Origin of the sequence: Bradyrhizobium sp. (genome assembly GCF_047605465.1) — a bacterium.
In the GTDB taxonomy this organism is placed as follows: Bacteria; Pseudomonadota; Alphaproteobacteria; order Rhizobiales; family Xanthobacteraceae; genus Bradyrhizobium.
The window spans coordinates 1-25,624 of record NZ_JASGFS010000023.1 but is presented as its reverse complement, the minus strand read 5'-3'; the positions used below and the strand labels follow the sequence as shown (position 1 = coordinate 25,624).

The 25,624-nt window shown below is 64.3% G+C and carries 21 protein-coding genes; 19 read left to right on the top strand and 2 right to left on the bottom strand.

Going from position 1 to position 25,624, the window contains the following annotated elements; translation table 11 throughout:
- Positions 1-130: 130 nt before the first annotated feature.
- The 19 genes from hpaD to QM712_RS18720 all read left to right on the top strand — a co-directional run bounded on the left by hpaD (position 131) and on the right by QM712_RS18720 (position 23,456).
- Positions 131-1,138, top strand: a complete 1,008-nt coding sequence (hpaD, locus tag QM712_RS18810) for a 3,4-dihydroxyphenylacetate 2,3-dioxygenase (RefSeq protein ID WP_415024629.1) — start codon at positions 131-133, stop codon at positions 1,136-1,138.
- 35 nt (positions 1,139-1,173) lie between these two features.
- Complete coding sequence (locus QM712_RS18805; RefSeq protein WP_415024628.1) at positions 1,174-2,352, top strand: ABC transporter substrate-binding protein; 1,179 nt, start codon at positions 1,174-1,176, stop codon at positions 2,350-2,352.
- A gap of 5 nt (positions 2,353-2,357) precedes the next feature.
- On the top strand, positions 2,358-3,377 hold the full coding sequence (locus QM712_RS18800) for a branched-chain amino acid ABC transporter permease (RefSeq protein ID WP_415024627.1): 1,020 nt from the start codon (positions 2,358-2,360) through the stop codon (positions 3,375-3,377).
- A gap of 2 nt (positions 3,378-3,379) precedes the next feature.
- Entirely contained in the window at positions 3,380-5,143 is a 1,764-nt protein-coding gene (locus QM712_RS18795; RefSeq protein ID WP_415024626.1) for an ABC transporter permease subunit, read from the top strand.
- Positions 5,127-5,873 carry an ABC transporter ATP-binding protein gene (locus tag QM712_RS18790; RefSeq protein WP_415024625.1) on the top strand — a complete coding sequence of 249 codons (747 nt, stop codon included), beginning with the start codon at positions 5,127-5,129 and terminating at the stop codon, positions 5,871-5,873. The genes QM712_RS18795 and QM712_RS18790 overlap by 17 nt, the downstream gene beginning before the upstream one ends.
- A 39-nt stretch (positions 5,874-5,912) precedes the next feature.
- Positions 5,913-6,308: a RidA family protein gene (locus tag QM712_RS18785; RefSeq protein ID WP_415024624.1), complete on the top strand. Its 396-nt coding sequence runs from the start codon at positions 5,913-5,915 to the stop codon at positions 6,306-6,308.
- On the top strand, positions 6,298-7,911 hold the full coding sequence (locus tag QM712_RS18780; RefSeq protein ID WP_415024623.1) for an amidohydrolase: 1,614 nt from the start codon (positions 6,298-6,300) through the stop codon (positions 7,909-7,911). Before QM712_RS18785 ends, QM712_RS18780 begins: the two co-directional genes overlap by 11 nt.
- A gap of 42 nt (positions 7,912-7,953) precedes the next feature.
- A complete protein-coding gene (gene hpaE / locus QM712_RS18775) occupies positions 7,954-9,492 on the top strand; it encodes a 5-carboxymethyl-2-hydroxymuconate semialdehyde dehydrogenase (RefSeq protein ID WP_415024622.1) in 1,539 nt (512 codons plus the stop codon).
- A 15-nt stretch (positions 9,493-9,507) separates the two neighbouring features.
- Positions 9,508-10,332 (top strand): cyclase family protein, encoded by an 825-nt coding sequence (locus QM712_RS18770; RefSeq protein ID WP_415024621.1) that lies wholly within the window; start codon positions 9,508-9,510, stop codon positions 10,330-10,332.
- Positions 10,333-10,404: 72 nt separating this feature from the next.
- Positions 10,405-11,388 (top strand): ABC transporter substrate-binding protein, encoded by a 984-nt coding sequence (locus QM712_RS18765; protein WP_415024620.1) that lies wholly within the window; start codon positions 10,405-10,407, stop codon positions 11,386-11,388.
- 443 nt (positions 11,389-11,831) lie between these two features.
- Positions 11,832-12,818 (top strand): ABC transporter permease, encoded by a 987-nt coding sequence (locus QM712_RS18760; RefSeq protein WP_415024619.1) that lies wholly within the window; start codon positions 11,832-11,834, stop codon positions 12,816-12,818.
- 59 nt (positions 12,819-12,877) lie between these two features.
- Positions 12,878-13,900 (top strand): sugar ABC transporter substrate-binding protein, encoded by a 1,023-nt coding sequence (locus QM712_RS18755; protein WP_415024618.1) that lies wholly within the window; start codon positions 12,878-12,880, stop codon positions 13,898-13,900.
- 117 nt (positions 13,901-14,017) lie between these two features.
- Positions 14,018-16,129, top strand: a complete 2,112-nt coding sequence (locus QM712_RS18750; protein WP_415024617.1) for an ABC transporter permease — start codon at positions 14,018-14,020, stop codon at positions 16,127-16,129.
- A 3-nt stretch (positions 16,130-16,132) separates the two neighbouring features.
- Positions 16,133-17,251: an SMP-30/gluconolactonase/LRE family protein gene (locus tag QM712_RS18745; protein ID WP_415024616.1), complete on the top strand. Its 1,119-nt coding sequence runs from the start codon at positions 16,133-16,135 to the stop codon at positions 17,249-17,251.
- Positions 17,248-18,789, top strand: coding sequence for a sugar ABC transporter ATP-binding protein (locus tag QM712_RS18740; protein WP_415024615.1), 1,542 nt, complete (start codon positions 17,248-17,250; stop codon positions 18,787-18,789). The genes QM712_RS18745 and QM712_RS18740 overlap by 4 nt, the downstream gene beginning before the upstream one ends.
- A gap of 15 nt (positions 18,790-18,804) precedes the next feature.
- Entirely contained in the window at positions 18,805-19,596 is a 792-nt protein-coding gene (locus QM712_RS18735; RefSeq protein ID WP_415024614.1) for a GntR family transcriptional regulator, read from the top strand.
- Positions 19,589-20,464 (top strand): 3-hydroxyacyl-CoA dehydrogenase family protein, encoded by an 876-nt coding sequence (locus tag QM712_RS18730; protein ID WP_415024613.1) that lies wholly within the window; start codon positions 19,589-19,591, stop codon positions 20,462-20,464. Before QM712_RS18735 ends, QM712_RS18730 begins: the two co-directional genes overlap by 8 nt.
- Positions 20,461-22,140 (top strand): AMP-binding protein, encoded by a 1,680-nt coding sequence (locus QM712_RS18725; protein ID WP_415024612.1) that lies wholly within the window; start codon positions 20,461-20,463, stop codon positions 22,138-22,140. The genes QM712_RS18730 and QM712_RS18725 overlap by 4 nt, the downstream gene beginning before the upstream one ends.
- Positions 22,141-22,151: 11 nt before the next feature.
- Positions 22,152-23,456, top strand: coding sequence for an acyl-CoA dehydrogenase family protein (locus QM712_RS18720; protein WP_415024611.1), 1,305 nt, complete (start codon positions 22,152-22,154; stop codon positions 23,454-23,456).
- 113 nt (positions 23,457-23,569) lie between these two features.
- On the opposite strand, the gene QM712_RS18715 is transcribed toward QM712_RS18720, so the two are convergent.
- Positions 23,570-24,367, bottom strand: a complete 798-nt coding sequence (locus QM712_RS18715; protein WP_415024610.1) for a carbohydrate ABC transporter permease — start codon at positions 24,365-24,367, stop codon at positions 23,570-23,572.
- A complete protein-coding gene (locus QM712_RS18710; protein ID WP_415024609.1) occupies positions 24,364-25,242 on the bottom strand; it encodes a carbohydrate ABC transporter permease in 879 nt (292 codons plus the stop codon). Before QM712_RS18710 ends, QM712_RS18715 begins: the two co-directional genes overlap by 4 nt.
- Positions 25,243-25,624: the final 382 nt, after the last annotated feature.

The window sequence follows — 25,624 nt, the reverse complement described above, 5'->3', positions numbered from 1 at the left end:
AATCTGTGGTCTTGGTATCGCGCGATACATACGCGGCTGGGATAATCCCTAGCTTTGTACCCTGTTGTGCTGGCAGCCGGAGCTTCCTCTATCGGCAGAGGTGGTCGCGGCGAATTGCAAGAGGGTACAAGTGAGCGCAGGTCGTATCAAAGATATCGCCAACATCCAGAAGCTCGGACACGTCGAATTCCGCACCACCGATCTGGAGCGGGCGAGGGACTTCTACGTCAATCTCATCGGTCTCCATGAAACCGCGCGAGACGACAACCGGGTGTATCTGCGCTGCACGGAAGATAAGCAGCATCATACCTTCGTGCTGCGCAAGGCGGAGTCGGCCGGCGTGGGGCATATCGGCTTCGTCGTGTCGGAAGAGGGCGATCTCGACCGGATGAAGGCCCGTTTCGAGGAACTCGGGTTGCCGTCGCGCTGGGTCGGCAATGACATGCTGGGGCAGGGACGCACGCTTCGCGTTCAAGATCCCTTCGGTTTCATCGTCGACTATTACGCCGAGATCCAGTCCGTGCCGTGGCTGGTCCAGCAATACCACCTGCACAAGGGAGCATCTCCGACCCGGATCGACCACATCAACGTGCTGACGCCGGACGCTCAGGCGGGCTACGACTGGTACACGCAGGAGATGGGATTTGGCTGCGCCGAACTGACCGAGGGCGATGCTCCCGAGAAGCGCGTGTGGGCGAGCTGGCTGTTTCGCAAATCGACGGTGCACGACATTGCCGTCATGACGGGGGCGGGTCCCGCTGCTCATCACGTCGGCTTCTCGCTCGGCGATCCGCTCTCGATCATCAAAGCCTGCGATCTGCTGGCGGGCGCCGGCTACGCCGGCAGCCTCGAGCGTGGCCCGGCGCGGCATGGCATTTCGAACGCACTGTTCGTCTATGTGCGCGATCCCGACGGAAACCGGTTCGAGCTTTATACGGGCGACTATCTGACCGGTAACACCGCTGCCGAGCCGATCCGGTGGAATCTCAACAATCCCGTCCGTCAGACCCTCTGGGGCGCGCCGCCGCCGCGGCGATGGTTCGAGGAGTCCATGTCCGTGGAGGAGTTCGATGGACACGGCATGAAGAAGACGAATCCCCCGCTCATGCAATCCGTGCCGAGCTACGTGCTCGACTGATTGGTCATTCCTCCATTCACAGGACCGTTTTCATCGTGAAAAAGATTCTCGCTCTGACCTTTGCCGCCTTCGCTCTGTCGGGCTTCGCCCGTGCCGCCGACAAGCCCGAGCTTCGGATCGGCTCCGTCGTGGCCATGACGGGCCCGGCTTCGGCACTCGGCGTGCCCGCCAAGAACGCGATCGACCTGCTGCAGGAGCAACTGGCGAACGACACCAGCCTGCCGTTCTCGGTCAAGTTCATCACCTACGACGACGCCTCGGATCCGACCAAGGCCGTCAACAGCGTGCGCAAGCTCGTGACCGAGGATCGCGTTCACGTGGTCATCTGTTGCAGCACCACTCCTGCGTCGATGGCCATCCTCGAGGTCGTCACGCAGGCCAAGGTGCCGAACATCTCGCTGGCGCTCGGACAGAGCGTGATCGAGCCCGTGAACGAGCGCTACTGGATCTTCAAGACGCCGAGCACGGACCAGCTTCAGATCGCCACGCTGGTCGACGACATGGTCAAGCACGGCAGCAAGAAGGTCGCGTTTCTCGGCCTCGAAGATTCGTTCGGCGAGGGCGGATGGATCGCGATGCAGAGCGTCGCGAAGGCGAAGGGCGTCGAGATCGTCGCCGCCGAGCGCTTCTCGCGCACCGACACCAATTTCACGCCGCAGGCGCTGAAGGTCCGGCAGGCGAGCCCGGGCGCCGTGTACATTCATGCCATTCCGCCGTCGTCGGCGCTCGTGCAGCAGGCCTTGCGTCGGGTCGGCTATACCGGACCGATCTATCATTCGGGCGGCTCGGCCAACAGCGCCTTCCTGTCGATCGGCAAGAAGGACGTCGACGGCGCCTTGCTCGGAACCACGCCCGTGCTGGTGTACACCGATCTTCCGAACGACAACCCGCTCAAGTCCGTCATCGCGAGCTTCGCGGCTCTCTACGAGAAGCGTTTCAACGTGCCGAAGGTGGACATCTTCCCGGGCCAGGCCTGGGATGCCGGCAACATCGCCGTTCGCGCGGCGAGCGAAGCGGCCAAGGGTGGCGCGAAGACCGACGATGTCGAGGCCTTCCGCGCCGCCTTGCGCGACAAGATGGAAGGCATCAAGAATTTCGTCGGTGTCGGCGGCATCTTCAACTACACGAGTAGCGACCATCTCGGACTCGACGCTCGCAGCACCTTCATCGCGGTCGTCAAGAACGACGAGTTCCGCCTGTACGACGGCAAATAGCGTAAATGGAAACAGCGCTCTTCCTTCTCGTTGATGGGTTGACCAACGGACTAGTCTACGCGTTGTTGGCGCTGAGTCTCGTTCTGACGTTCACCGTCACCCGTGTGGTGAACATTGCGCAGGGCGAATACGTCATGCTCGGCGCGCTCACGTTGGCCGACCTGTTGCAAGGGCGGTTTCCGGGCACCGTCTACCTCCTGGTGGGCGGGCTCGCTCTCTGCATCCTGCTCGATGCACCCCGTTGGCGGAGCGACTGGAAGAAGGCGTCCGTCTCCGCCGGCGGCATGATCCTGGCGGCCGTTGCCGCCGTCGTGCTCTCCCGGGCCGCGCTGGCGCTGCATCTGCCGGTGGTCGGCATGATGCTGGTCTCGCTGCTGCTGGTCGCGCCGATCGGGGTTCTGATCTACCGCTTCACGGTGCATCCGATTCCGAATGCCTCGACGATCGTGTTCGTCATCATATCCGTCGGTGTCTCCATGAGCGTGCAGGGTCTCGGTCTGCTGCTCTGGGGCGCAAATCCCTATCCGGTCGAGCCGGTCGTCGCCGGAGGCGCGCTGCTCGGCCCGGTGTTCGTTCCCTACCAGAGCTTCGTCATTCTCGTGGTCGCATTGTCGTCGATGGGCGGCCTGTATCTGTTCTCCGAATACACGCTGATCGGCAAGGCGCTGCAGGCCTCGGCGATGAACCGGCTGGGCGCGCAGTTCTGCGGAATTCCGGTCGACAGGGCCGGCGGGCTGGCATTTCTGCTCGCGGCTGCGTTCAGCGCGATGAGCGGCATGCTGCTCGCGCCGTTGATCACCGCCAACTATGAAATGGGCTTCATGGTCGGCTTGAAGGGATTCGTCGGCGGAGCGATGGGCGGCTTGATCGACTATCCGTTCGCGCTTCTGGGCGTCATGATCGTGGGCGGCCTGGAAACCACCTCCGCCTATGTCGCGAGCGCCTATCGCGACGTTCTGGTGTTCGGCCTGCTGATCCCGATCCTGCTGTGGCGCAATGCGCGCCAGCGCGCGGAGGCGCGGTGATCATGCGAACACGATCGGTTCTCGCGCTCGCCGCAGGCGCTGCGTTCCTCATCGTTCCCTGGCTGCTGCCGCCGTTCTACGTCGGAATCCTGGCGTTCGCGGGCGTCTATGCGCTCGCGGCCATCGGCCTCGTTCTGCTGCTGCAGGCGGGGCAGGTCTCGCTCGGCCAAGCCGCCTTCATGGGGCTCGGCGGCTATCTGTCCGGGCTCCTGGCACGCAATTACGGGATCGACAGCGTCCTGACGCTGATGCTTGCGATTGCCGCGACGGCCATCGTGTCCGCGGCGATCGGCCTGATCACGCTCAAGCTGCGCGGCCACTATCTGCCGCTGGCGACGCTGGCGATCGGAATTGCCGCATCGGGGATCTTCACCGCCTGGCACGACGTCACGGGCGGCGCGTCGGGCGTGGACAAGATCCCGGCGCTCGGCCTGCTCGGCTACGTCGTCAGCAGCGACCAGGTCTACACGCAGCTGATCTGGATCCTGGTGCTGCTCGCCGTATGCGGGGTCAACCGGCTGCGGGTGTCCCGGATCGGCAGGGCGATCGCCTCGCTGGAATCGCATGACGGCATGGCGCGAAGCTTCGGCGTGGACACGACGGTGCTGCGCGTGAAGGTCTTCGTTTTCTCGGCCGTTCTGGCGGCTCTCGCCGGCGGTCTTTATGTCCATCTGCTGCGCTTCATCAGCCCGTCGCCGTTCGGCTTGCCGACGTCGTTCAAGCTCCTGATCATGTCCGTGGTCGGCGGCCCCATCAGCGCTGCGGGCGCCGTGCTGGGCGCGCTGACTCTCGAGAGCCTGCAATGGGCGTTGCAGGACATCCTCGCGCGGTACGGCGCGAGCGGAAATCTCGAAGTGATCGTGTTCGGCGTGCTGCTCGTCGTGATGCTCCTGAAGTTTCCGCACGGACTATGGCCCGCCGTGGAGAGGCGCCTGCCGAAGGCGGCTGCGCGAAGCCGTCACGGCGCGCCGCTGCCGTCTCGTCCGCCGGAGGCAGCTGCGAGCGAGGTGCTTCTCGACCTGAAGAATATCGGCATTCGCTTCGGCGGCCTGCAGGCGCTCGCCGATGTCGACATGGTCCTTCGGCGCGGCGAGCTGGTCGGCCTGATCGGTCCGAACGGCGCCGGCAAGACCACCCTGTTCAGCATCATCTCGGGCCTGCAGAGGCAGACCTCCGGCTCGGTCGCCCTGTTCGGCCGGCCGTTGCCGCGGAGCCACCGGATCGCGAGCCGCGGCATGGCGCGCACCTTTCAGCACGTCCAGCTCGTGCCCGACATGTCGGTGATCGAGAACGTTGCGCTCGGCGCCTACTGGCGGACCGGCGCCGGATTCCTGCGCGGCCTGCTGGCGCTCGATCGCGACGAGAACCAGCGCACGCTGGCGAGCGCCCACGCGGCCCTGACGCGCCTTGGCCTTGCGGCCGAAGCCGACCTGCCTGCCGGAAGCCTGCCGCTCGGCAAGCAGCGGATCGTCGAGATCGCGCGTGCACTGGTCGCCGATCCCCAGATTCTCCTGCTCGACGAGCCCGCCGCCGGCCTTCGCTTCTCCGAGAAGCTGATGCTGGTGAAGATCCTCCGTCAGCTCCAGGCCGAGCAGGTGACGATCCTGCTGGTCGAGCACGACATGGAGCTGGTGATGGGCTGTGTCGAGCGCCTCGTGGTGCTCGACCGCGGTCGCATCATTGCACAGGGCGTTCCGCAGGACGTTCAGATGAATCCCGCAGTCGTCGCTGCCTACCTTGGTGGAAGCCGTGACAAAGCTGCTTGAAGTCTCCGGCCTCGCCGTCGCCTACGGCAACGCCGTCGCGCTCGAATCGATCAGCTTCGACATCGACCGCGGCGAGTTCATCACCTTCATCGGTCCCAATGGCGCCGGGAAGACGACCCTTCTCAATTGCCTGATGGGGGTCCTGTCCCCGAAGGCCGGCACCATCGCGTTCGACGGGCGCAGGCTCGGGACCGAGCCACCGGAAGCACGCGTGGCCGGCGGCATGGTTCTCGTGCCCGAACGCCGCGAGCTGTTTCCGGCGCTCAGCGTCGAGGATCATCTGCGCCTCGGCGCCTTCCTCAAGCGGCGCCGGACGCGCGAGCAGACGGCTGCCGCGCTCGACCGCATCTACACGCTGCTGCCGAAGCTGGCCGAGCGCCGGCGCCAGCTCGCCGGCACGCTGTCCGGCGGCGAGCAGCAGATGGTCGCGGTCGGTCGCGCGTTGATGTCGGAGCCGCAGCTCCTGATGCTCGACGAGCCCTCGACCGGCCTTGCACCGCGCATCACCGAAGAGATCTTCGAGGCGATCGACCGTCTCAGGGCGGACGGAATGACCGGCATCCTGGTCGAGCAGAATGCCAACCTCGCGCTCTCTGTCGCGAGCCGCGGCTATGTCATGGAAGTCGGCGGCGTGGTCGCCTCGGGAACCGCCGCCGATCTCCGCAACGACCCTCGCGTGATGGCGGCGTATCTCGGCGTCGGGGACCGCTACCGGGACACCGCAATCTAACTCGCACCTTCTACTTCCCACCAAGCAAAGGACACTATCATGTCGCGCACCGTCATCGTTCCGCCAACCGGGCTGCGTCCCGGCCTTCCGTACTCGCCGGCGATCCGGTGGGACAGGCTGCTGTTCATCTCGGGCCAGACCGGCTCCGACCCGGTCACGCGCGAGTTTCCGGACGACATCAAGGCTCAGACGCGGATCGCGCTCGACAACGTCAAGGCTCTCGTCGAAGCCGGCGGCGCCACGATGGATTCGGCCCTGAAGATGACCATCCACATGACCGACATGATGAACGAATTCGGGGCGATGAACGAGGTGTTCCGCGAATACTTCCCGAAGGACCCGCCGTCGCGCACGACGGTGGGCGTGGCTCATCTGGCACGTGCCGGCCTGAAGATCGAGATCGACATGATCGCAGTGGTCAAGGATGCCGGCTGAGGCACCGACAACGCTTCTGCGCGGCGGCTTGCTGCAAGCCGCCGCGCAGGGCGATCGCGCTTCGGACAGCCTGCTGATCGTAGGAGATCGGATCGGCTGGGTGGGCGCCCATCAGGACGCGCCGGCGGCGGACAGGATCGTCGATCTTGCCGGCTCGCGTGTCGTCCCTGGCCTGACCGACGCTCATCTGCACTTCTTCATGCGGGCGCAGGAGCTGGTCAACCTTCAGCTCGGGACGGCCGGCTCGCTGCCGGATCTTCTCGACCGTGTGCAGCGCGGCTGCGCGGCCGCGACGCGGGACGAGTGGATCATTTCTTCGGACTACAGCGAGCAATCGCTCGCGGAGCGTCGTCATCCGACCCTGGACGAGCTCGACGCCGTCGCTCAGGGGCGGCCCGTGCTGTTGCGCCGGACAGGCGGCCATCTCACCGTGGCGAATTCGGCCGCGCTCGAGCGCGCAGGCATCGACGCGAATACGCCCGATCCGCCGGGCGGGACCATCGAGCGGAAAAACGGCCGGTTGACCGGCGTTCTCACCGAGCTGGCCGCCGACGAGCTTGCGGCAAAGGCGCCTCCGCCGTCGCCGGCGCGGATGATCCGCGCGATCGGAGACGTGATCCGGGAATCCCTTGGCTTCGGCATCGTGGCCGCCGTCGAGGCCGCGGTCGGCTTCAACAGCGGTTTCGAGACGGAATGGAATATCTGGAGCGCGATCCGGGATGCCGGTTTGCCGCCATTGCGGCTGGGCTTCATGCTGCGCATCGATCCCGCGCAGGCGCGCGATCTCGGCATCGCGCCGACCGGGCTGGATCCCTGGTGGCAGGTTCGGACTCTCAAATTCTTCGTCGACGGAATCATCGGTGCGAGAACGGCGGCGTTCTCTGAGCCCTATGTCGATCGCGACACCTGCGGCCTTCTGATCGAGGAATCGACGGAATTGCGCGCGAAGGCCATCGAGGCGCACGCGGCCGGATGGCAATTGGCGGCACATGTGATCGGCGATCGCGCGATCGACCAGTGGTTGTCCGCTCTCGAGGCGGCGCAGAAGGCCGATCCCCGGCCGGACCCGCGGCATCGTCTCGAACATTTCGCCGTTCGCGGCGAGGACGCGTTGCGGCGCGTGCGGGCGCTCGGTGCGATCGTCGTTCCGCAATATGGGTTCCTGCCGCGGCTCGGGGCGTCTTTCGCACAGGCGATCGGACCGGACAGGACGTCGAACCTCTATCCGGGGCGAAGCGCGCTCCAGGCGGATGTTTCGATCGCGGGAAGTTCCGACCATCCGATCGGGCCGTTGTCACCCTTCATCGGCATCGCCGCGGCGGTCGATCGGCTCACGTCGACGGGATTGACGATCAACGCATCTGAAGCGCTCACCAGGCCGGAAGCGTTGAGCCTCTATACGCGGGGCGGTGCGGTGGCGATGGGACACGAGACCTGGCGCGGGTCGATTTCCGCCGGCCAGGCCGCCGATATCGCCGTGCTCGATCGCGATATCCTTCTCGAGTCCAGCGATATCGCTCGCACGACCAGCCGTGCCACCTGGGTGGGCGGCAAGCTTGTGCATTCCGACGGGACGCTGAACCCCTTGCCGATAGATACTTAACATGTTAAGTAACGTCCAGAATGCCCCATCAAGGAGGATGACATGAATAAGCCTCTCCCGAACAACGCCTTGACCGATAACCTTCGCAAGGCCGAGCAGCACCTGGCCCGCTTCAAGAAAAGCGTGGTCCCTCATCGCATTGCCGGCGAGAACGTGGTCGGCCAGGAGGCGTTTGAGAATTTCGATCCCTCGGACAATTCGGTCCTGTGCAAGATATCCTCCGGCACCGAGAAGGAGATCGACCAGGCGGCGCGCGCTGCCGAAGCCGCATTCAAGGTCTGGAAGGACGTTCCCGGCGAGAAGCGCCGTGCCCTGCTGCACAAGATCGCCGACAAGATCGAAGCGCGGGCGGAAGAGATCGCTCTCGTCGAAAGCACCGACAGCGGGCAGGCCATTCGCTACATGGCGAAGGCGGCACTGCGCGGCGCCGAGAATTTCCGGTTCTACGCCGACAAGGCTCCCGAAGCATCCGATGGCCTCTCGCTCCCGACCGAGACGCATCTGAACTATACGATACGGCAGCCGATCGGACCGGTCGGCGTGATCACGCCGTGGAACACGCCGTTCATGCTGTCGACGTGGAAGATCGCGCCGGCTCTCGCTGCCGGCTGCACCATCGTCCACAAGCCCGCCGAATGGAGCCCGCTCTCGGCCGTCATCCTCTCGGAAATCATGAGCGAGGTGTTCGAGGGCGCCGGACTGCCCAAGGGCATCGTCAACCTCGTGCACGGTTTCGGCGAAAGCGCCGGCAAGGCGCTGACGGAGCATCCGGCCATCAAGGCGATCGCGTTCGTCGGTGAATCGATCACCGGAAGCCACATCATGTCGCAGGGGTCGCGCACCCTGAAGCGCGTTCATTTCGAACTCGGCGGCAAGAATCCGGTCGTGGTGTTCGACGATGCCGATTACGACCGCGCCCTCGATGCCGTCTTGTTCATGATCTACAGCCTCAACGGCCAGCGTTGCACGTCTTCCAGCCGTGCGCTCGTGCAGCGTTCGATCTACGACAGGTTGACCGCGGATCTCAAAGCGCGGGTCGAGAAGATCAAGGTCGGCCATCCCCTCGATCCGGATACGGAGCTGGGGCCGCTCATTCACGCCCGCCATGCCGACAAGGTGCTGAGCTACGCCGAGCATGCCAAGAAGGATGGCGCGCAGATCGCCACCGGTGGAATCCGCGCCCTCGACGGCAAGGGCAATTTCGTCTGTCCGACCCTCTTCACCCGCGCGACCAACGAGATGCGCATCGCGCAGGAGGAAATCTTCGGTCCGGTGCTGACCGTGATCCCGTTCGAGGACGAGGCCGACGCGATCCGGATCGCCAACGACGTTCGTTACGGTCTGGCCGCCTATATCTGGACGGGGAATGTCGGGCGCGCCCACCGCGTCGCCCAGAGCGTCGAGGCCGGAATGGTCTGGGTCAATTCGGAGAACGTGCGGCATCTGCCGACGCCCTTCGGCGGGGTGAAGGCGAGCGGCATCGGTCGCGATGGCGGAGACTATGCGTTCGAGATCTACATGGAACAGAAGAACATCGCCATCGGTCTCGACAAGCACCGCGCTCCGAAGATCGGCGTCTAGGCGCGGGAGGAGCACATGAAGACCCGATTGCCAGCGTTCGATCCCGTCCTGCTTGCCGGCGTCTCCGCGGGAGCTCGGATTTACGAGCTCTCGCATGCCATGGCTCCGTCGATGCCGGTCTACCATCAGCACATACCGTACTCGATGGCGTTGCATCGACGGCATGGCGATCCTCATCCGACCCAGCGGAAGGACGGATCGAGCTTCGCCAACGAGGTGATCGTGACGTCGGGACACTCCGGAACGCACATCGATGCGTTGGGACACTTCTCCCGCCATGGGTGTCTTCATGGCGGGATAAAAGTCTCCGAAGTCGAGACGAGAGACGGCTATCAGCAGCTCAACGCTGCTGACATCCCGCCGATCGTTCAAAACGCGGTCGTGCTCGACATCGCTGCTGCCAGGGGTGTCGATTGCCTTAAGCCCGCCGAGGAGGTTTCGGTCGCCGACCTCGAAGCCGCGGCGAAGTTCAGCGCTTCGGACGTTCGCCCGGGAGATGCGGTCCTGCTTCGAACCGGCTGGTCGAAATACTGGTCGGATCCGGAAATGTTCATCGGCCGGCGGGGCGGCATGCCGGGACCCGGTGAACAGGCGGCGCGCTGGCTGGTGTCGAAGGGCGTCAGCCTGGTCGGCTCCGATACGCCTGGCTTCGAATGTCTCCCGACGCCCGCAAGTTCGGTGCATGCGATCATGCTGGTGGACGAGGGCATCCATATCATGGAGAACCTGAATCTGGAGGAGATCGCCGGCGCACGTCTGCCGCGCGTGGTCTTCGTCGCGTTGCCCCTTCGTCTGACCGGCGCGACGGGATCTCCGATCAGGCCGATCGCGATCGGATGACACTCTTTCCCCGGGAGCATCGCTGACGAATATGTCGCGTACCCATCTCACAAGGCCATTCGAGCGGTAGACATGCAGAAGCGGGACATTTCACTCGTCTGCGGGGATTACGATCGTACCAGGCGCATCCTCGACGGGACGATGCAGATCGATGGATACGCTCTTCGAACGTCTTCCCTGCCGCCTGAAGAGATGTTCAAGCGCGCGTTTGGCCCGGCCGAGTTTGACGTCAGCGAACTGTCGGCCTGCCTGTTCATGCAGTGCCTGGCAAACGGCACCTGTGCCTATGTCGGCATTCCGGCATTTCCGTCCCGGTCGTTCCGGCACGCCGCGATCTTCGTCCGGTCGGATAGCAGCATCAAATCTGCGGCGGACCTGGCCGGCAAGACCATCGGCCTTCGCAGCTTTCTCAACACGGCGGCTCTCGTCGTGCGGGGACTGCTGAAGGATGAGTTCCAGGTCGATCCCTGCGGCATCAAATGGCGGCTGGGCGATCTCGACGAGCCCGAACGCAGGAACATCCCCGTCCCTGGTCTGGCCCAGCCGTTCGATATCCAGGTCCTGGATTACGGAACGACGCTCTCGCAGGCGTTGTTGAGTGGCGCGATCGACGCGATCGTCCATTACGATCCGCCGCGTGCCTTCTTCGAGAAAGACCCCAAGGTCCGGCGGATTTTCTCCGACGTTGGCGCAGCCGAGCGCGCCTATTTTCAGAAGACGGGCATTTTCCCCATCATGCATCTGGTGGGCATCCGCCGATCGCTCGTCGAGCAGGATCCGACGCTTCCCTGGAAGGTCTACGACGCCTTCGCGAGAGCTAAGGCGCGAGCAATATCGGACCTGGGCGTCCAGGGGGCGCAGACGGTGTCGCTGCCCTGGCTGCGCGACGACGTCGAGCGGACCGTCGCTCTGGCAGGGACGGACTTCTGGCCCTACGGAATCGATGCCAACAAGGCCGCTCTTGAGAGCCTCGTGAGATATGCCTTCGAACAAGGCCTGACCAGCCAGCGCTTGAACGTCGCCGCGCTGTTCGATCCGACCCTCTCGGCGACGTGAGCGATTGAGCCCATATGCACTGTCCTCGACACAGATCGTGACACGCTCTGTCGGATTTCAAACCTCCCGTCGCGCAGCCGGGCATGGGGCGCTTCGCCGCGGCCGGCTCGGCGGGAGCATCGTCACGATGGAGATCGAACGCGAATTTCTCCGCAGGCCGATCGCTGCGACGGCAGCAACCCCCGGGCGGTGAAATCCGTAGAATGTATCCAATACTGACATTTTCGGCTTTTCGGCGATTTGTCCCGCCAAAAGTACGTTTCAGATCGACTTGCGTCGATTCAGTCTAAATAATTGACAAGCATCATTTATTTGCCAATTTTGCTTGATGTCACGAAAGCAGCGGGCGTAATTAACACCGAGCGTTGGATACGGGCGTTGACTTTTGGATACATTTTGGTCAGGTTCCCCTCACAATAAAACGAAACGTGGGGAGGGACCCGGTGACCGGCAGTTCGGGCGCGCGCGGGCCGAAATTGACACAGACGACGGCCGTGCTGGTGATGTGCGCGGTATTGATCGTCGTTTTCTCGATCTTCCTGAAAGGCTTTCTGAGCCTCGGCAATCTGTTCGCGCTGGCGCGCAACATTTCCATCCTCGGCATTCTTGCGCTCGGCATGGCGGTCGTGGTGATCGGGCGCGGACTCGATCTGTCGCAGGTCGCCTCGTTTGCGGCCTCGACCGCGATCGCGATCATCCTGATGAACTCGGGTTACGCGACGCCGGTCGCCTTGCTGATCGGCTTCGTCATGGCGATCGCCATCGGCGTCCTGAACGGGTTTCTGATCTCCGTGATCGAGATGCCGCCGTTGCTCACGACGCTGGCCTCGAGCCTCGCGGTGCTGGGAATCGTGCGCACCACGGCCGTTCAGCACTATGTCGTCTATCTCTCCAAGGGACACGACGAATTCCTGCGGCTTGGCGGCAACGTCTGGGGCGGCGTCCCGATCTCGATCCTGATCTTCGCGGCCACGGCGGTCGTCGTGCATCTCTTCCTGTCGCGCACCGTGATCGGACGCTTCGTCTACGCCCACGGTGACAATCCCGATGCCGCGCGTCAGACCGGCCTGCCGACCCGTCCGCTGACCATGATCGAATACGCGCTGTGCGCCGCGATCGGCTATGTCGGTGGTGTGGTGATGATCGCGCAGACGGCGCTGATGCATCTGCAGGTCGCGGAATCGACCATCATCTTCGACGTCATCATGGTCGTCGTGCTCGGAGGCGTCAGCCTCGTCGGCGGCCGCGGCAACGTGATGAGCGTCATCGCCGGAACGCTGCTGATCGGTGTGCTGCTGAACGGCATGACCATCATGGACATGGACGTGCAGACCCAGAACATCGTCAAGGGAGTCGTGCTGCTGATCGCGATCCTGCTCGATTCCCGGCTGCATCCGCGCGACGAGGAGACGTCGAAGCAGGGCGATTGAAGCCCTGCTTCCATCAAAAGGCCGCAGCGGGCGGCCGATATAAAAAGGGAGGGAACGACATGACTAAGACTTCGTACAAGAAGGTGCTTGGCGGCATCGGGCTGATGGCGATGGTGGCGAGCGTGGCCCTGGTGGCAGCGCCGTCGCAGGCGGCTGGTCCGCGCGACCAGTTGCGCGAGAAGTTCGACAAGGCCCTGAAGGGCAAGACGGTTGCCTGGTCGCCGGTCTGGATGGGCGTTCTGGAATCCGAGTGGACGCGCGTGATGAAGGATCGTTTCGACGATTACGGCATCAAGCTGATCACGCGCGACGCCAACATGAAGTCCGATATCCAGCTTCAGACCGTCAGCGACTACATCAACGAGAAGCCTGATGTGATCGTTGTCCAGAATCCGAACGTCACGCTGCTGGCCAAGGAGCTGAAGCGTGCGATGGACGCCGGCATCTACGTCGTACAGGTCAACATGGCTTCGAATACCCTGACGGATGCCTATGTCGGCGTCGATGCCAAGGACCTCGGCACCAAGATCGCTCGCGAAGTCATCAACCAGTGCGGCGGCGGCAAGGGCTCGGGCGAAATCGCGATCCTCGAAGGCGAGGCGACCGCGGCCTATTCGCTCGACATGAAGAACGGCGCGATGGAAGTGTTCAAGACCGATCCGTCGATCAAGGTCGTCTCGTCGCAGCCGACGAGCTGGGACGCGAACAAGGCGGGCGATATCACGACCACCGTCTTGCAGCAGCATCCCAAGCTGTGCGGAATCTTTAGCGTCTGGGGACCGCAGACGGCGGGCGCGGCGCAGGCGCTCAAGGCGGCCAACATGGGCGACAAGGTGAAGGTGTTCGTCGCCAGCGACGGACAGCCGGCGGATTGCGATCTGCTGGAGCAGGGTGCGTTCTCCGCGAACCTCTCGTACCGCGCCGACGTGCAGGGCCAGACCATCGCCGATGCGGTGATCGCGCTGCTGCAGGGCGGCGACAAGCCTGGCGCCAAGAACACCGCCTATTACACGACGCCCGCCTGGGTGAAGTCGAAGGATGACCGCATGTACTGCTTCAGCATCCCGAAGGGCGCGAAGTAAATCGTTCCGGCGCCCGCGCCGATCGCGGCGCGGGCAGGCCGGAGTTGACGATCCCCATTTCCCCTGCGTCGTCCCGACGTTCGGCCGCATTCGCGCCGAGCCCGCCGGAGTCTGTTGATGAAGAGCCTGCAAAGAGCCTGGCACCGCCATTCGCCCCAGCTGTTCCTGGGCGAGCTGCTCGAGAAGCGCTGGATGGAGCCGATCATCCCATTCACGCTGACGATCGCCGTATTCCTGGCGTTCGCGCTGATGATCCCGCGCTACCTGACGGCGGGCAGCCTCCAGGAGCTCATGCGGAACTTCGCGGAGCAGGGCATGGTCGCGGTCGCGATGGCCTTTTCCGTCCTGTCGGGCGGTATCGACCTGTCGGTCGGTGCGGTGTTCGCGATGTCGAACTTCCTGACGCTTTACCTCTATCTCATCGTCGGACTGCCGCTGCCGGTCGCGATCGTGCTCGTCATCCTGTTCGGCGCGGCGATGGGCGCGATCAACGGCGGCCTCATTGCCTACGGCAAGACCAGGCCCTTCCTGACGACACTGGTCGTCCTCATCATCGTCCGCGCTGCCTATAACAAGGTGACCGTCGCGTTCACGAACGAGCTCGCCAGCATCGACAGCGGGTCCAGCACCTGGGACTTCATGGGCTCCGGCAGGGTTCTCGGCATTCCCTTCAACATGCTGGTGTTGCTCCTGCTCGCGGTTGGGACGCACTTCTTTCTGACCCGCATAAAGCCCGGCGTGCACATCATGGCGGTCGGGTCGAGCCGCAAGGCGGCGCGTCATGCGGGCGTCAACGTCAAGCGCGTGCTGTTCTCGGCCTATGTGATGTCCGGGTCGATCGCGGCGCTGGCGGGAGTCCTCTATGCCGCGCGACAGAGCAGCTCGGGCACCGACACCGGCGTCGGCTGGGAGATCAACGCGCTGGCCGCGGTCGTTCTCGGCGGTATCAGCCTGGCCGGCGGCCGCGGCACCATCGCCCGCGGCGTCATGGGCGCGGCGATCATCTTCATGCTCACCAGCGGCATGGTGCGGCTGGGCATTTCCGGCAACCTGACGACGGCCATCATCGGCATCATCCTGCTGCTCGCCGTCGGCTTCAACGTGAAGTGGGTCAAGAACAAGGGCAAGGTGCTGCAGAAGGTCTACGTCACCCCGAGCTGGGTCGATTTCGAGCCGCCCCCGTCGGTCGAGCGCGGCAGCGGCACGCCGTTCGCGGAGAATGATCGCCTGAAGAACGCGGAGGCGATCGCGCTCAACATGATCGAGGGGCCGGAAGACATCATCCTGGACCGCCAGGACAACCTCTACACCGTCAACCGCAACGGCTCCATCATCCGCTTTCTCGCGCCGGACTACACCGTGCGCGAAGAGTTCGCCCGCATCGGCGGCAGGCCGCTGGGGCTCGCGTTCGATCGCGATCAGAACCTGCTCGTGTGCATCGCCGGCATGGGCGTGTACGGCGTGAAGTCCGATCGCTCGGTTTTCAAGGTCACCGACCGCACCACGCGCACGCGAACGCGCCTCAAGGACGATTCACGGCTCTATCTCGCGGACGATCTCGACGTCGCGCCCGACGGCAAGATCTATTTCAGCGAGGCGTCGACCCGGTACGAATTGACCGACTGGGCGCTCGACGGCTTCGAGGGCCGCGGCAACGGCCGGCTGATCTGCCACGATCCGAAGACCGGCCTGACCAAGACCGTGCTGAAGAACCTGACCTTTCCCAACGGCATCTGCATCTCGCATGACGGCCAGTCGGTGCTGTGGGCCAGCACCTGGCTCTGCCAGATCAACCGCTATTGGATCGCCGGCCCGAAGGCGGGGACCAGCGAGATCCTCATCGACAACCTTCCGGGCTATTGCGACAACATCAACCGCGCCTCGGACGGCAAGTACTGGCTCGCCTTCGTCGGCTTGCGTACCCCGGTCTACGACCTTGCCATGCGCAACCCCGTGTTCCGGACCCGCATGGTCAAGCAGATACCGCCGGACGAATGGCTGTGCCCGGGCATCAACTATGGCTGCGTGGTCAAGTTCGACGACGACGGCGTCGTGACCGAATCGCTGTGGGATCCGGGCGGGCAGTCGCATCCGACCATCACGTCGGTCCGCGAGCACAAGGGCCATCTCTATATCGGCGGTCTCGAGAACAACCGCATCGGGCGCATCCGACTGGAGGGGGCCGACCCGACCTGGGAAGCGCACAAGTCCTATTGGGGAAGGGCCTGAGCCATGTCTCTGATTGGCGATATCATCGACCGCGTGCTGTCTCCGAACCGGGAAATTCACGTCATCCCGGTGCTCGACGCCGCATTCTCTCCGAACCAGCGCCTCGACCAGGCCCGCCAGCTCGGCGACCGGATCGAGCGGCCGGACGACATCACGCTCGGGACCGACGGAGCGCTCTACGTCTCGACCGGCAACAGCATCCTTCGTTGCACCGGCGACGATTTAAACACGCGCAGCGTGTTCGCGACGCTCGACGGTCCGGTCGGCGGCCTCGCCTGCACGCCCGACGGCCGGATTCTCGCCTGCGTCGCCGGCGTGGGGCTGGTGTCGCTCTCTGCGCGCGGCGAGATCGACGGCAGGCTCGAGAGCGTCGGCGGCGAGAAGATTGCCTGTCCGCTGTCGGTGGCGGTCGCGCCCGACGGCGCGATTTACCTGACCGATGGTTCGCGGCACAACCGGCCGGAGGCTTGGCTGACCGATCTGATGCAGAACCGCGCTCCGTCGGGCCGGCTCATTGTCTGCAATTCCGCGCTCGGCGATGCGCGCGTGCGCGCGGACAAGCTGGCGTGGCCGCTGGGCCTCGTCGTGTCCGGTGACGGCAGGGAGGTCTGGGTCGCCGAATCCTGGACTCACCGCCTGACCGCTTTCTCGCGCGCGGGCGACGACCGGCGCGTGATCGTCAAGAACTACACCGGCTATCCGGCGCGTCTGTCCCGCGGCGCGAACGGCGAGGTCTGGATGGCGTTTCTCGCGCTCCGCACCCAGCTCACCGAATTCGTGCTGCGCGAGCGCGCATTCTGCGAGGAGATGATGCGGACGGTGCCGGTCGAGCTCTGGATCGGACCGGCGCTCGATGGCCGCCTCAATCCGCGCGAGCCGACCCAGATCGGCCGCATCAAGAAGCTCGGCATCCAGAAGCCGTGGGCGCCCCCGCGCTCCTATGGTCTCGTCGCGCAGCTCGACGCCGCGGGCATGGCGATGACGACGCTGCACAGCCGCGTCGACGGCCGCGTCCACGGCGTCACCGCGGTCCGTCCGATCGGCACAAGGGTGGTGGCGGTATCCAAGGGGCGCGATTGTCTCGTCGAACTGCCGCTCGATCGCGGCGCGCAAGAAGGATGAACGCCATGCCGACAGAACAACAGGCGGGCAATCCGTTGCTCCAGGTCGTCAATGGCAGCAAGGTCTATGGCGGCCTGCACGCGATCGACGGCGTCAATTTCGACCTGCGGCCCGGCGAGATCCACGCGCTGCTCGGCGAGAACGGCGCGGGAAAATCGACGCTCTGCAAGGCGATCGCCGGTGCGATCGTGCTGACCTCCGGCGACTACCTGATCCAGGGCCGCAAGGTCTCCTTCGCCTCGCCGAAGGAGGCGCTCGAGGGCGGGGTCGCGATGGTCTACCAGGAATCCAGCCTGGTGCCCTCGATGACCGTGGCGCAGAACCTCGAGCTCGGCATGGAGAAGTGGGTCACGGTCTACAGCAAGATCAACATTGCGGCGACGCAGTCGCTGCAATCGATGAACTTCAACGTCGACCCGCTGGTGCTGGTGGAGAACCTCGGCACCGCCAAGCGGCAGATGGTCGAGATCGTGCGCGCCGTGCGCCACAACGCGCAGGTCTTCATCTTCGACGAGCCGACCGCCTCGCTCACCCCCGAGGAGACGCAGCATCTGTTCCATCTCCTCAACACGCTGAAGGAGAGGGGCGCGGGCATCATCTTCATCTCGCACGCGCTGGAAGAGGCGCTCAACATCGCCGACCGCATCACCGTGCTCCGCGACGGCAAGCTGGTCGCCACCGTGCCGGCGAAGGAGGTCTCCCGCGACTCGCTCGTGCGGATGATGGTCGGCCGCGAGGAAACCGCGGCGCAATACGCGACCCACGGCGCGGATCCGGATGCGCCCAAACCGCACGCGCCGCGCGGCGAGAAGGTGCTCTCGGTCGAGAACGTGACCATGGGCAGCATCGTCAAGAACATGTCGTTCTCGGTGTTCAACGGGGAGGTCGTCGGCATCTTCGGGCTGGTCGGCGCGGGACGCTCGGAGATCGCGCAGATCGTCAGCGGCGCGCGCAAGCGCAATTTCCTGCGCGGCGGGATGATCTACCTGCGGGACAAGCCGGTGCGCTACCGGGTGCCGCGGCAAGCGGTGCGCGATGGGATCGCCTACATCACCGAGGACCGCAAGGTCGACGGCTTCTTCGAGACGATGACGGTGGATCAGAACATCTATCTCGGCTATCTGTCCTCGCCCCGCGTCAAGCGGTTCTTCTATTCAACGCGCGAGATGAAGCGGATCGCCGATCAATGGATTTCGGCGCTCTCGATCTCGGCCTTGAAGCGAACGCTGAAGATCGTCGAATATTCGGGCGGCAACCAGCAGAAGGTCGTGGTGGGGAAATCCCTGGCCCAGGAACCCACGGTCGTCATCTTCGACGAGCCGACGCGCGGCGTCGACGTCAGCGCCATTCCGCAGATCCACGAGGCTATTCGCAAGCTGGCGGGAGAGAACAAGGCGGTCGTCGTTATCTCTTCCTATCTGCCGGAAATTCTGGCTATCTCGGATCGGATCCTGGTCGCTCGCGGCGGGCGCATCGTCGAGGAAATGGCGCGGGCCGATGCGACCGAGGACAAGATCATGTATGCGGCCATTCACTGATCGAGAGGGCCTCTCATGAGTGCTTATCAGCGGCCTCCCCTTTGGAAGGACGTGGCACGGGACGCGAATGACGACGATCCGGAAGCCGGTCGCCTGATGAGCGAACGGATCGCGAGCGAGATTCGCAGCGCGGTCCTGAGCGGCGAGATGAAGCCGGGCACGCGGATCCGGCAGGAACTTCTCGCGGCTCATTTCGGCGCGAGCCGCATTCCGGTGCGCGAGGCGCTGAAGCAGCTCGAGAACGAGGGGCTCGTGGTGCTGGCGCCGAACCGCGGCGCCTGGATCGCGGACGTCAATTCCGAGGAATCGATCGAGATCTACAAGATCCGTGAAGCCGTCGAGCCGCTCGCCATCGGCGAAAGCATCCTGAACCTGACCGACGAGGACATCGAGACGCTCGACCGGATCGTGCGCGAACTCGAGCAGGTCACCACGCTCGAGGAATACATCCAGCTCGATCGGGAGTTTCACCTGCGCACCTATGCGCGGGCGCGGATGCCGCAATTGCTGACGATGGTCGAGCGCTTCTGGAACAGCACCCAGCACTTCCGGCGCCAGTTCGTGAACGAAACCTACGCCAAGGACGGGTTTCCGTTCTCCGATCCCCAGCATGTCCTGATCATGGATGCCATCCGCGCGCGCGACGTCGAGGCCGCACAGGTGCTGGTCCGCCTTCACATCCGGCGGACGCGCGTCGTCATTCAGACCACCGAGACCGGAGCGGCCCAACCGCCCATCGCGAAGCGGGGCAGGCCGCCCTATGCGCGTTTCGGCTCCGTGTACCGAGGGAAAAGCGCCAATGAGTAGTTTCGGGAAGATCGGCGTCGTCGGCGCCGGGATGATGGGCTCGGAGATCGCGCTGATGTTCGCGCTCGCGGGCTATCCGACGCTGCTCAGCGACGCGTCCCGGGACGCCGCCGAGCGGGCCGTGGCGCGCCTTCACGATGTCCTCGATCGCGGCCTGCCGCGCGGCTTTTGGACGGCGGAGGCCGTGGAGACCGCGCGCCGGCAGCTTTCGGTGGCCGACAACCTCGATGCCTATGCCGACCGCGATCTCGTCGTCGAGGCGGTGTTCGAGGACGAGACCCTGAAGCGCGGCCTGTTCGCGAAGCTGGATGCGATCCTGCCAGCGGATGCCGGGCTCGCCTCCAACACGTCGTCGATCTCGATCACGACGCTGAGCGCGGCCGTGTCCGAGCCGCGGCGCGCGCGGTTCGTCGGCACGCATTTCTTCTCGCCCGCGTCACGCATGAAACTGGTCGAGGTGATTCCCACCGCCGACAGCGATGCGACGTTCGTCGATGCCGTCATGGAGACGATGGCTGCGATCGGGAAGACGCCGATCCTCGTCAAGGACGTGGTCGGATTCGCGGTCAACCGCCTGTTGCATGCGCTCGTCCTTGAATCCATCCGCCTCGTCGAGGAGGGCGTCTGCTCGCCGGCGGACATCGATGTCGCCTGCAAGCTCGGCCTCGGACATCCGATCGGTCCTTTCGAGCTGATGGACAACACGCAGAACTCCCTCTCACTCAGCGTGCATGAAATTCTCTACCAGGCTTACGGCGAGCGCTTCCTGCCGCGCCCGCTGCTTCGCCAGATGGTGGCCGCCGGGTACAATGGCCGCAAGGCGGGACGGGGCTGGCATCGTTACGACAGCGACGGCAAGAGAAAATGACCTCTGGCTCGGATCCAGCATCGAGGGCGCAGGCTTACGGGGAAGCCGCGGATCGGTTGCGGGCGCAGCGCGGCGGACCATCTCCGGCCCCGCCCGAGCCCGGGGGACTGACGGCGCTCGATCTGTTTCGTGCCGTGCCGCGCGACGCTGCGGCCGCGTTTTATTTCGATGCGACGCTGACCTATGGCGATATCGATGGGCTCAGTGACCGGCTCGCCGGTGTGTTCGCGCATAAGGGGATAGGGCGCGGCGATCGGGTCGCGGTCATCCTTCAGAATGTGCCGCAGTTCGTCGTGGTCAGCGTGGCGGCCTGGAAGGTCGGCGCGATCGTCGTCAGCCTCAATCCGATGTACCGCACGCCGGAGCTTCTGAAGCTGTTCGCCGATTGCGAGCCGAAAGCGGCCGTCTGCCACGATGACCAATGGGACAACGTGTTTCCGGCTGCGGCTTCAATCGATCCCGAGCTGGTGTTCTGGACCTCCGCGCGTGAATTCCAGCGGCGAGATGATGGCCGCGTGCTGCCGGAGCCGGGCACGGCGCCGCAGGCCCATGCGCTGGCGACGGTTTTCGCCGGGAGTGCAACGGCGCCGCCGACGCCTGTTCTGACCTCCGACGACATCGGCCTTCTCCTGTACACGTCCGGGACCACCGGTGTTCCCAAGGGCGCCATGCTCACGCATCGCAATCTGGTGGCGACGGCGCTGATCTGCCGGGATCATTTCGAACTGAACGGCCGGTCCCGCATCTTCGGTGTCGCGCCGCTGTTCCACATCACCGGCTTCGAGATCCAGATGGTCGCGGCCTTTGCCGCGCTCGGGGCGATGGTGTTGACCTATCGTTTCCAGCCGCAGGTCGCGCTCGAGGCCTTCCTCGAATGGAAGCCGACATTCATCGTCGGTGCCATCACCGCCTACATCGCGCTGATGAACCAGGCCGACGCGACGAGCCGTCACTTCGAGAGCTTCGAGCACATCTATTCCGGCGGCGCGCCGATTGCACCCTCGGTGATCGCCGCCTTCGCGAAGCGATTTGGACGGGAGATCCGCAGTTCATATGGAATGACCGAGCTCACGTCCGCGAGCCATCTCGCACCCAACGAGGGGCCGATCCCGGTCGATCCCGCGTCGGGCGCGCTGTCGATCGGCAGGCCGACGCCGGGCGTCGATGCGATCATCGTGGATGACGGGCGCCGCCCGCTGGGCCCGGGCGAGCATGGCGAAGTCGTCGTGCGCGGCCCCGGCGTGATGGCCGGCTACTGGAGAAAGCCGAAGGAAACCGACGAGGTGCTGACGAGCGGCTGGCTGCACAGCGGCGACGTCGGCTTCTTCGACGAAAGCGGCTGGTTCTATCTCGTGGATCGCAAGAAGGACATGATCTCCGCGTCCGGCTTCAAGGTCTGGCCGCGCGAAGTGGAAGACGTGATCTACAGCTTTCCCGGGGTGCGCGAGGCCGCCGTCGTCGGCGCCGCCGACGCTTATCGAGGCGAGACGGTGGTGGCCTTCGTCTCCGCCCAGCCCGGCGTCGCGCTCGATGCCGCCGCGCTCTCGCGCTTCTGCCGCGAACGGCTGGCGGCTTACAAATGCCCCGCCGACATTCACGTGCTGCAGGATCTGCCGAAAACGGAATCCGGGAAAATCACCCGCAACACCCTGAGGGACGGCCTACGCAGCCGGTAAGGAGAATTCACGTGGATATCACCCAGAGCGAACGCAGTCAGCAACTTGCCGTGCGCATCCAGCGCTTCATGATGGAGCACGTCTATCCGAACGAGCGACGCTACTATCAGGAGGCCGAGCGGCTTGGCCCCTGGGCGGTGCACCCGGTCGTCGAGGAGCTAAAGGTCGTCGCGCAAAAGGCCGGGCTATGGAACCTGTTTCTGCCGGCCCATGAGGATGGGCTGACCAATCTCGAATACGCGCCGCTCTGCGAGATCATGGGGCGCTCGCACCTTGCGCCCGAGGTCTTCAATTGCAGCGCGCCGGATACCGGCAACATGGAGACGATCCTGCGCTACGGCACGGACGCGCAGAAGGAGCGCTGGCTGAAGCCGCTCCTGGCGGGCGAGATCCGGTCTTCATTCGCGATGACGGAGCCGGATGTCGCTTCCTCCGACGCGACCAATGTCGCCAGCTCGATCGTGCGTGATGGCGACGATTACGTGATCAACGGCCGCAAATGGTACACGACGGGCGCCACCGATCCGCGATGCAAGATCATCATCTTCATGGGCCAGACCGATCCGGACAATCCGGATCGTCACAAGCGCCAGTCGATGATCCTCGTGCCGAAGGATACCCCCGGAATCGACATCATCCGTTCGTTGCCGGTGCTCGGCTTCTACGGCGTGCCGGACCGCGCGTCCGAAGTGATCTTCTCCAACGTCCGCGTGCCGGCCACCAACATGCTGCTCGGGGAAGGGCGCGGGTTCGAGATCGCGCAGGGCCGGCTCGGACCTGGCCGCATCCATCACTGCATGCGACTGATCGGCCTGTCCGAGCGGGTGCTCGAGCGCATGTGCCGGCGGGCGTTGAAGCGTGTCGCGTTCGGCAAGCCTCTTGCCGAGCAGACGGTGACGCTCGAACGCGTCGCCGAAGCGCGCATGATGATCGAACAGGCGCGGCTGCTCACCCTCCGGGCCGCCTACATGATGGACAACGTGGGCAACAAGGCCGCCCGGCAGGAGATCGCGATGATCAAGGTCGTCGCGCCGAACATGGCGCAGACGATTGTCGACTGGGCGATCCAGGCTTTCGGCGGAGGCGGAACCAACAACGACCATTTCCTGTCGGCAGCCCTCGCGACGACCCGCCTGCTGCGGCTCGCCGACGGCCCCGATGAGGTTCATCGCAACCAGATCGGCAAGCTTGAGCTGCGCCGCTGGCTGAATACCGATCCGGTGCAAACCGGCGGCAGCGCAGACCCGTTGTCGCCCGAGGAATCCCGGGCCTGGTCCGAAGGAGGCCTGTGGCCGCGTCCTAAATCGCTGACGTAGATTCTCATTGATCGGCCTGCGATCGCATGGCGCGAACGCCCATCAGGGCTCGTCCCTGGACGAGACCTTGATGGCGTCGCTCCGCGACATGCATCCTGCAGGCTTTCGCCGGCTCAGGTTCGGATGACGAAGCCCTTGGCGAGGTGGTTGCGGACGAAATAGATCATCGCGATTCCCGGGACGAGGGCGATGACGGTCATGGCCATGACGAGGCCGACATCTGTCCGGAAGCCGAACAATGCGTTGATGGCCATGGTGATCGGCTTTCCACCGGTCGTCGTCAGAATGCGGGCGAGCACCACTTCCACCCAGGAGAAGATGAAGCAGAAGAACGCGGTGACGCCGATGCCGGGCGCCACCGCGGGAATCAGGTGGCGGATGAAGAAGCTGACGAGGGAGTGGCCGTCCAGGAAGGCGGTCTCGTCGAATTCGCGCGGAACCGCCGAGATGAATCCCTCCAAGATCCAGATGGAGATCGGAATGTTGAACACGCAATGGACGAGTGCGATGCCGATCGGGGTGTTCACCAGGCCGATCTGGGCGAACAGCACGAAGATCGGCAGCGAAAGCACGACGGTCGGCGTGATGCGGAACACCAGCAGCAGGAAGAACAGCTGCCGGTCGCCGACGAAGCTGTATCGGGCGAAAGCATAGGCCGCGGGCAATCCGACACCGAGGCAGAGCGCGACGTTCAAGACGACATAGATGATCGAGTTCAGGATCGCCTCTTTCAGAACGGTCGAATGCAGAATGTTCTGATAATTGACGAGACTGAAATGCCCTTCGGGGATGCCGTCCCTGGGCAGGGTCGAGACGAAGCTGATGACGATCGTCTGCGCCAGCGGCACCAGGATGAAGGCGCCGACCACGGTGAATATGGCGATCCTCGCCGCCAATGACAGCGACTTCATCTGACGGCCTCCGTCGTCGCGGACGGCTGCGCGGTCGTTGCCGCCTTGAAAGTCCATGCAACCGTCATGACGATCAGGAAGTAGACGATCGAGCGTGCGGCGGAGGGGCCGTAGTTGAAGGACTGTATCTCCTCACCGAGGTCGAGGCTCAGGAATGCTGTCGCGCCATTGGGCCCGCCGGCATTGATCCGGAAGGCCTCGATATAGATCATGAAGCTGTCCATGAAGCGAAGGAGCAGCGCCATCGAGAGCACGGCCTTCATCTTCGGAAGCTGGATGAAGCGGAAGACGTGCCATTGCGACGCGCCATCGATGGCCGCCGCCTGATAGTAGGCGGCGGGAATGCTGGAGATGCCGGCATAGGACAGCACGACGACGAGCCCCAGCCAGTGCCAGGTATCCATCACGACGAGCACGATCCAGGTGTGCAGCGCGTTGAACTTGTAATCGAAGCCGATGCCCGACCATGCCAGCGCCCGGCCGGCGAGTCCGACGGTCGGGTTGATGAAGTTGAGCCAGATCACCGGGATCATGTTCCACGGCACCACCAGAGGCACGGTGATCAGGACGAGGACGGCGCTGACGACGGCGTGATGGGACCGCTGCAGCAGCAGCGCGATCCAGATGCCCAGCGGCAATTGGATCGACAGGACGATGGCCGAAAACAGAAAGCTTCGTCCCAGGCTGGCGTAGAAGCGCTCCGAGGTGACGATGTTCCGGTACCACTCGACGCCGATCCAGTAGGAATTGTTCAGGCTGAAGAGGTCCTGGAAGGAGTAGTTCGTGATGGCGATGAGAGGGAGGATGCCGACGAAGGTCACGATGACCAGGGCAGGAAGCACCAGGAACCAGGCTCTGTTGTTATTCGGCTTCATGTCGAACGATTGCGGGGGCAGGAACAGCGAGCCCGGGAATGCGGAAGGAGTACACGGCGGGAGCAGTACAGGCGGGGAAGCGGGACGCGCAAAGGGCCTCGACTGACACCGAGGCCCTTCAGCATTCCGGATCGCTTCCGAGATAGCCTCTTAGATTGCCCGCGGGCAAGTCCTGGAGATGGCACCGCAGCTCCGCGCAGCCGTCATTGCTGGGCGGCGATCGTACATGACGGTCGCCCGTCGGGCAAAACAGCCGCCGCCCCGTCAACCCCTCACCACAAAAATATTCCACTTTACCGAAATTCGGAAATGGCGTATCGATCATTTATCCCGGCTCATCCTTGAGGGGCGATCTCGTGTCGTCTTGTTCGCAGGGCCGGGC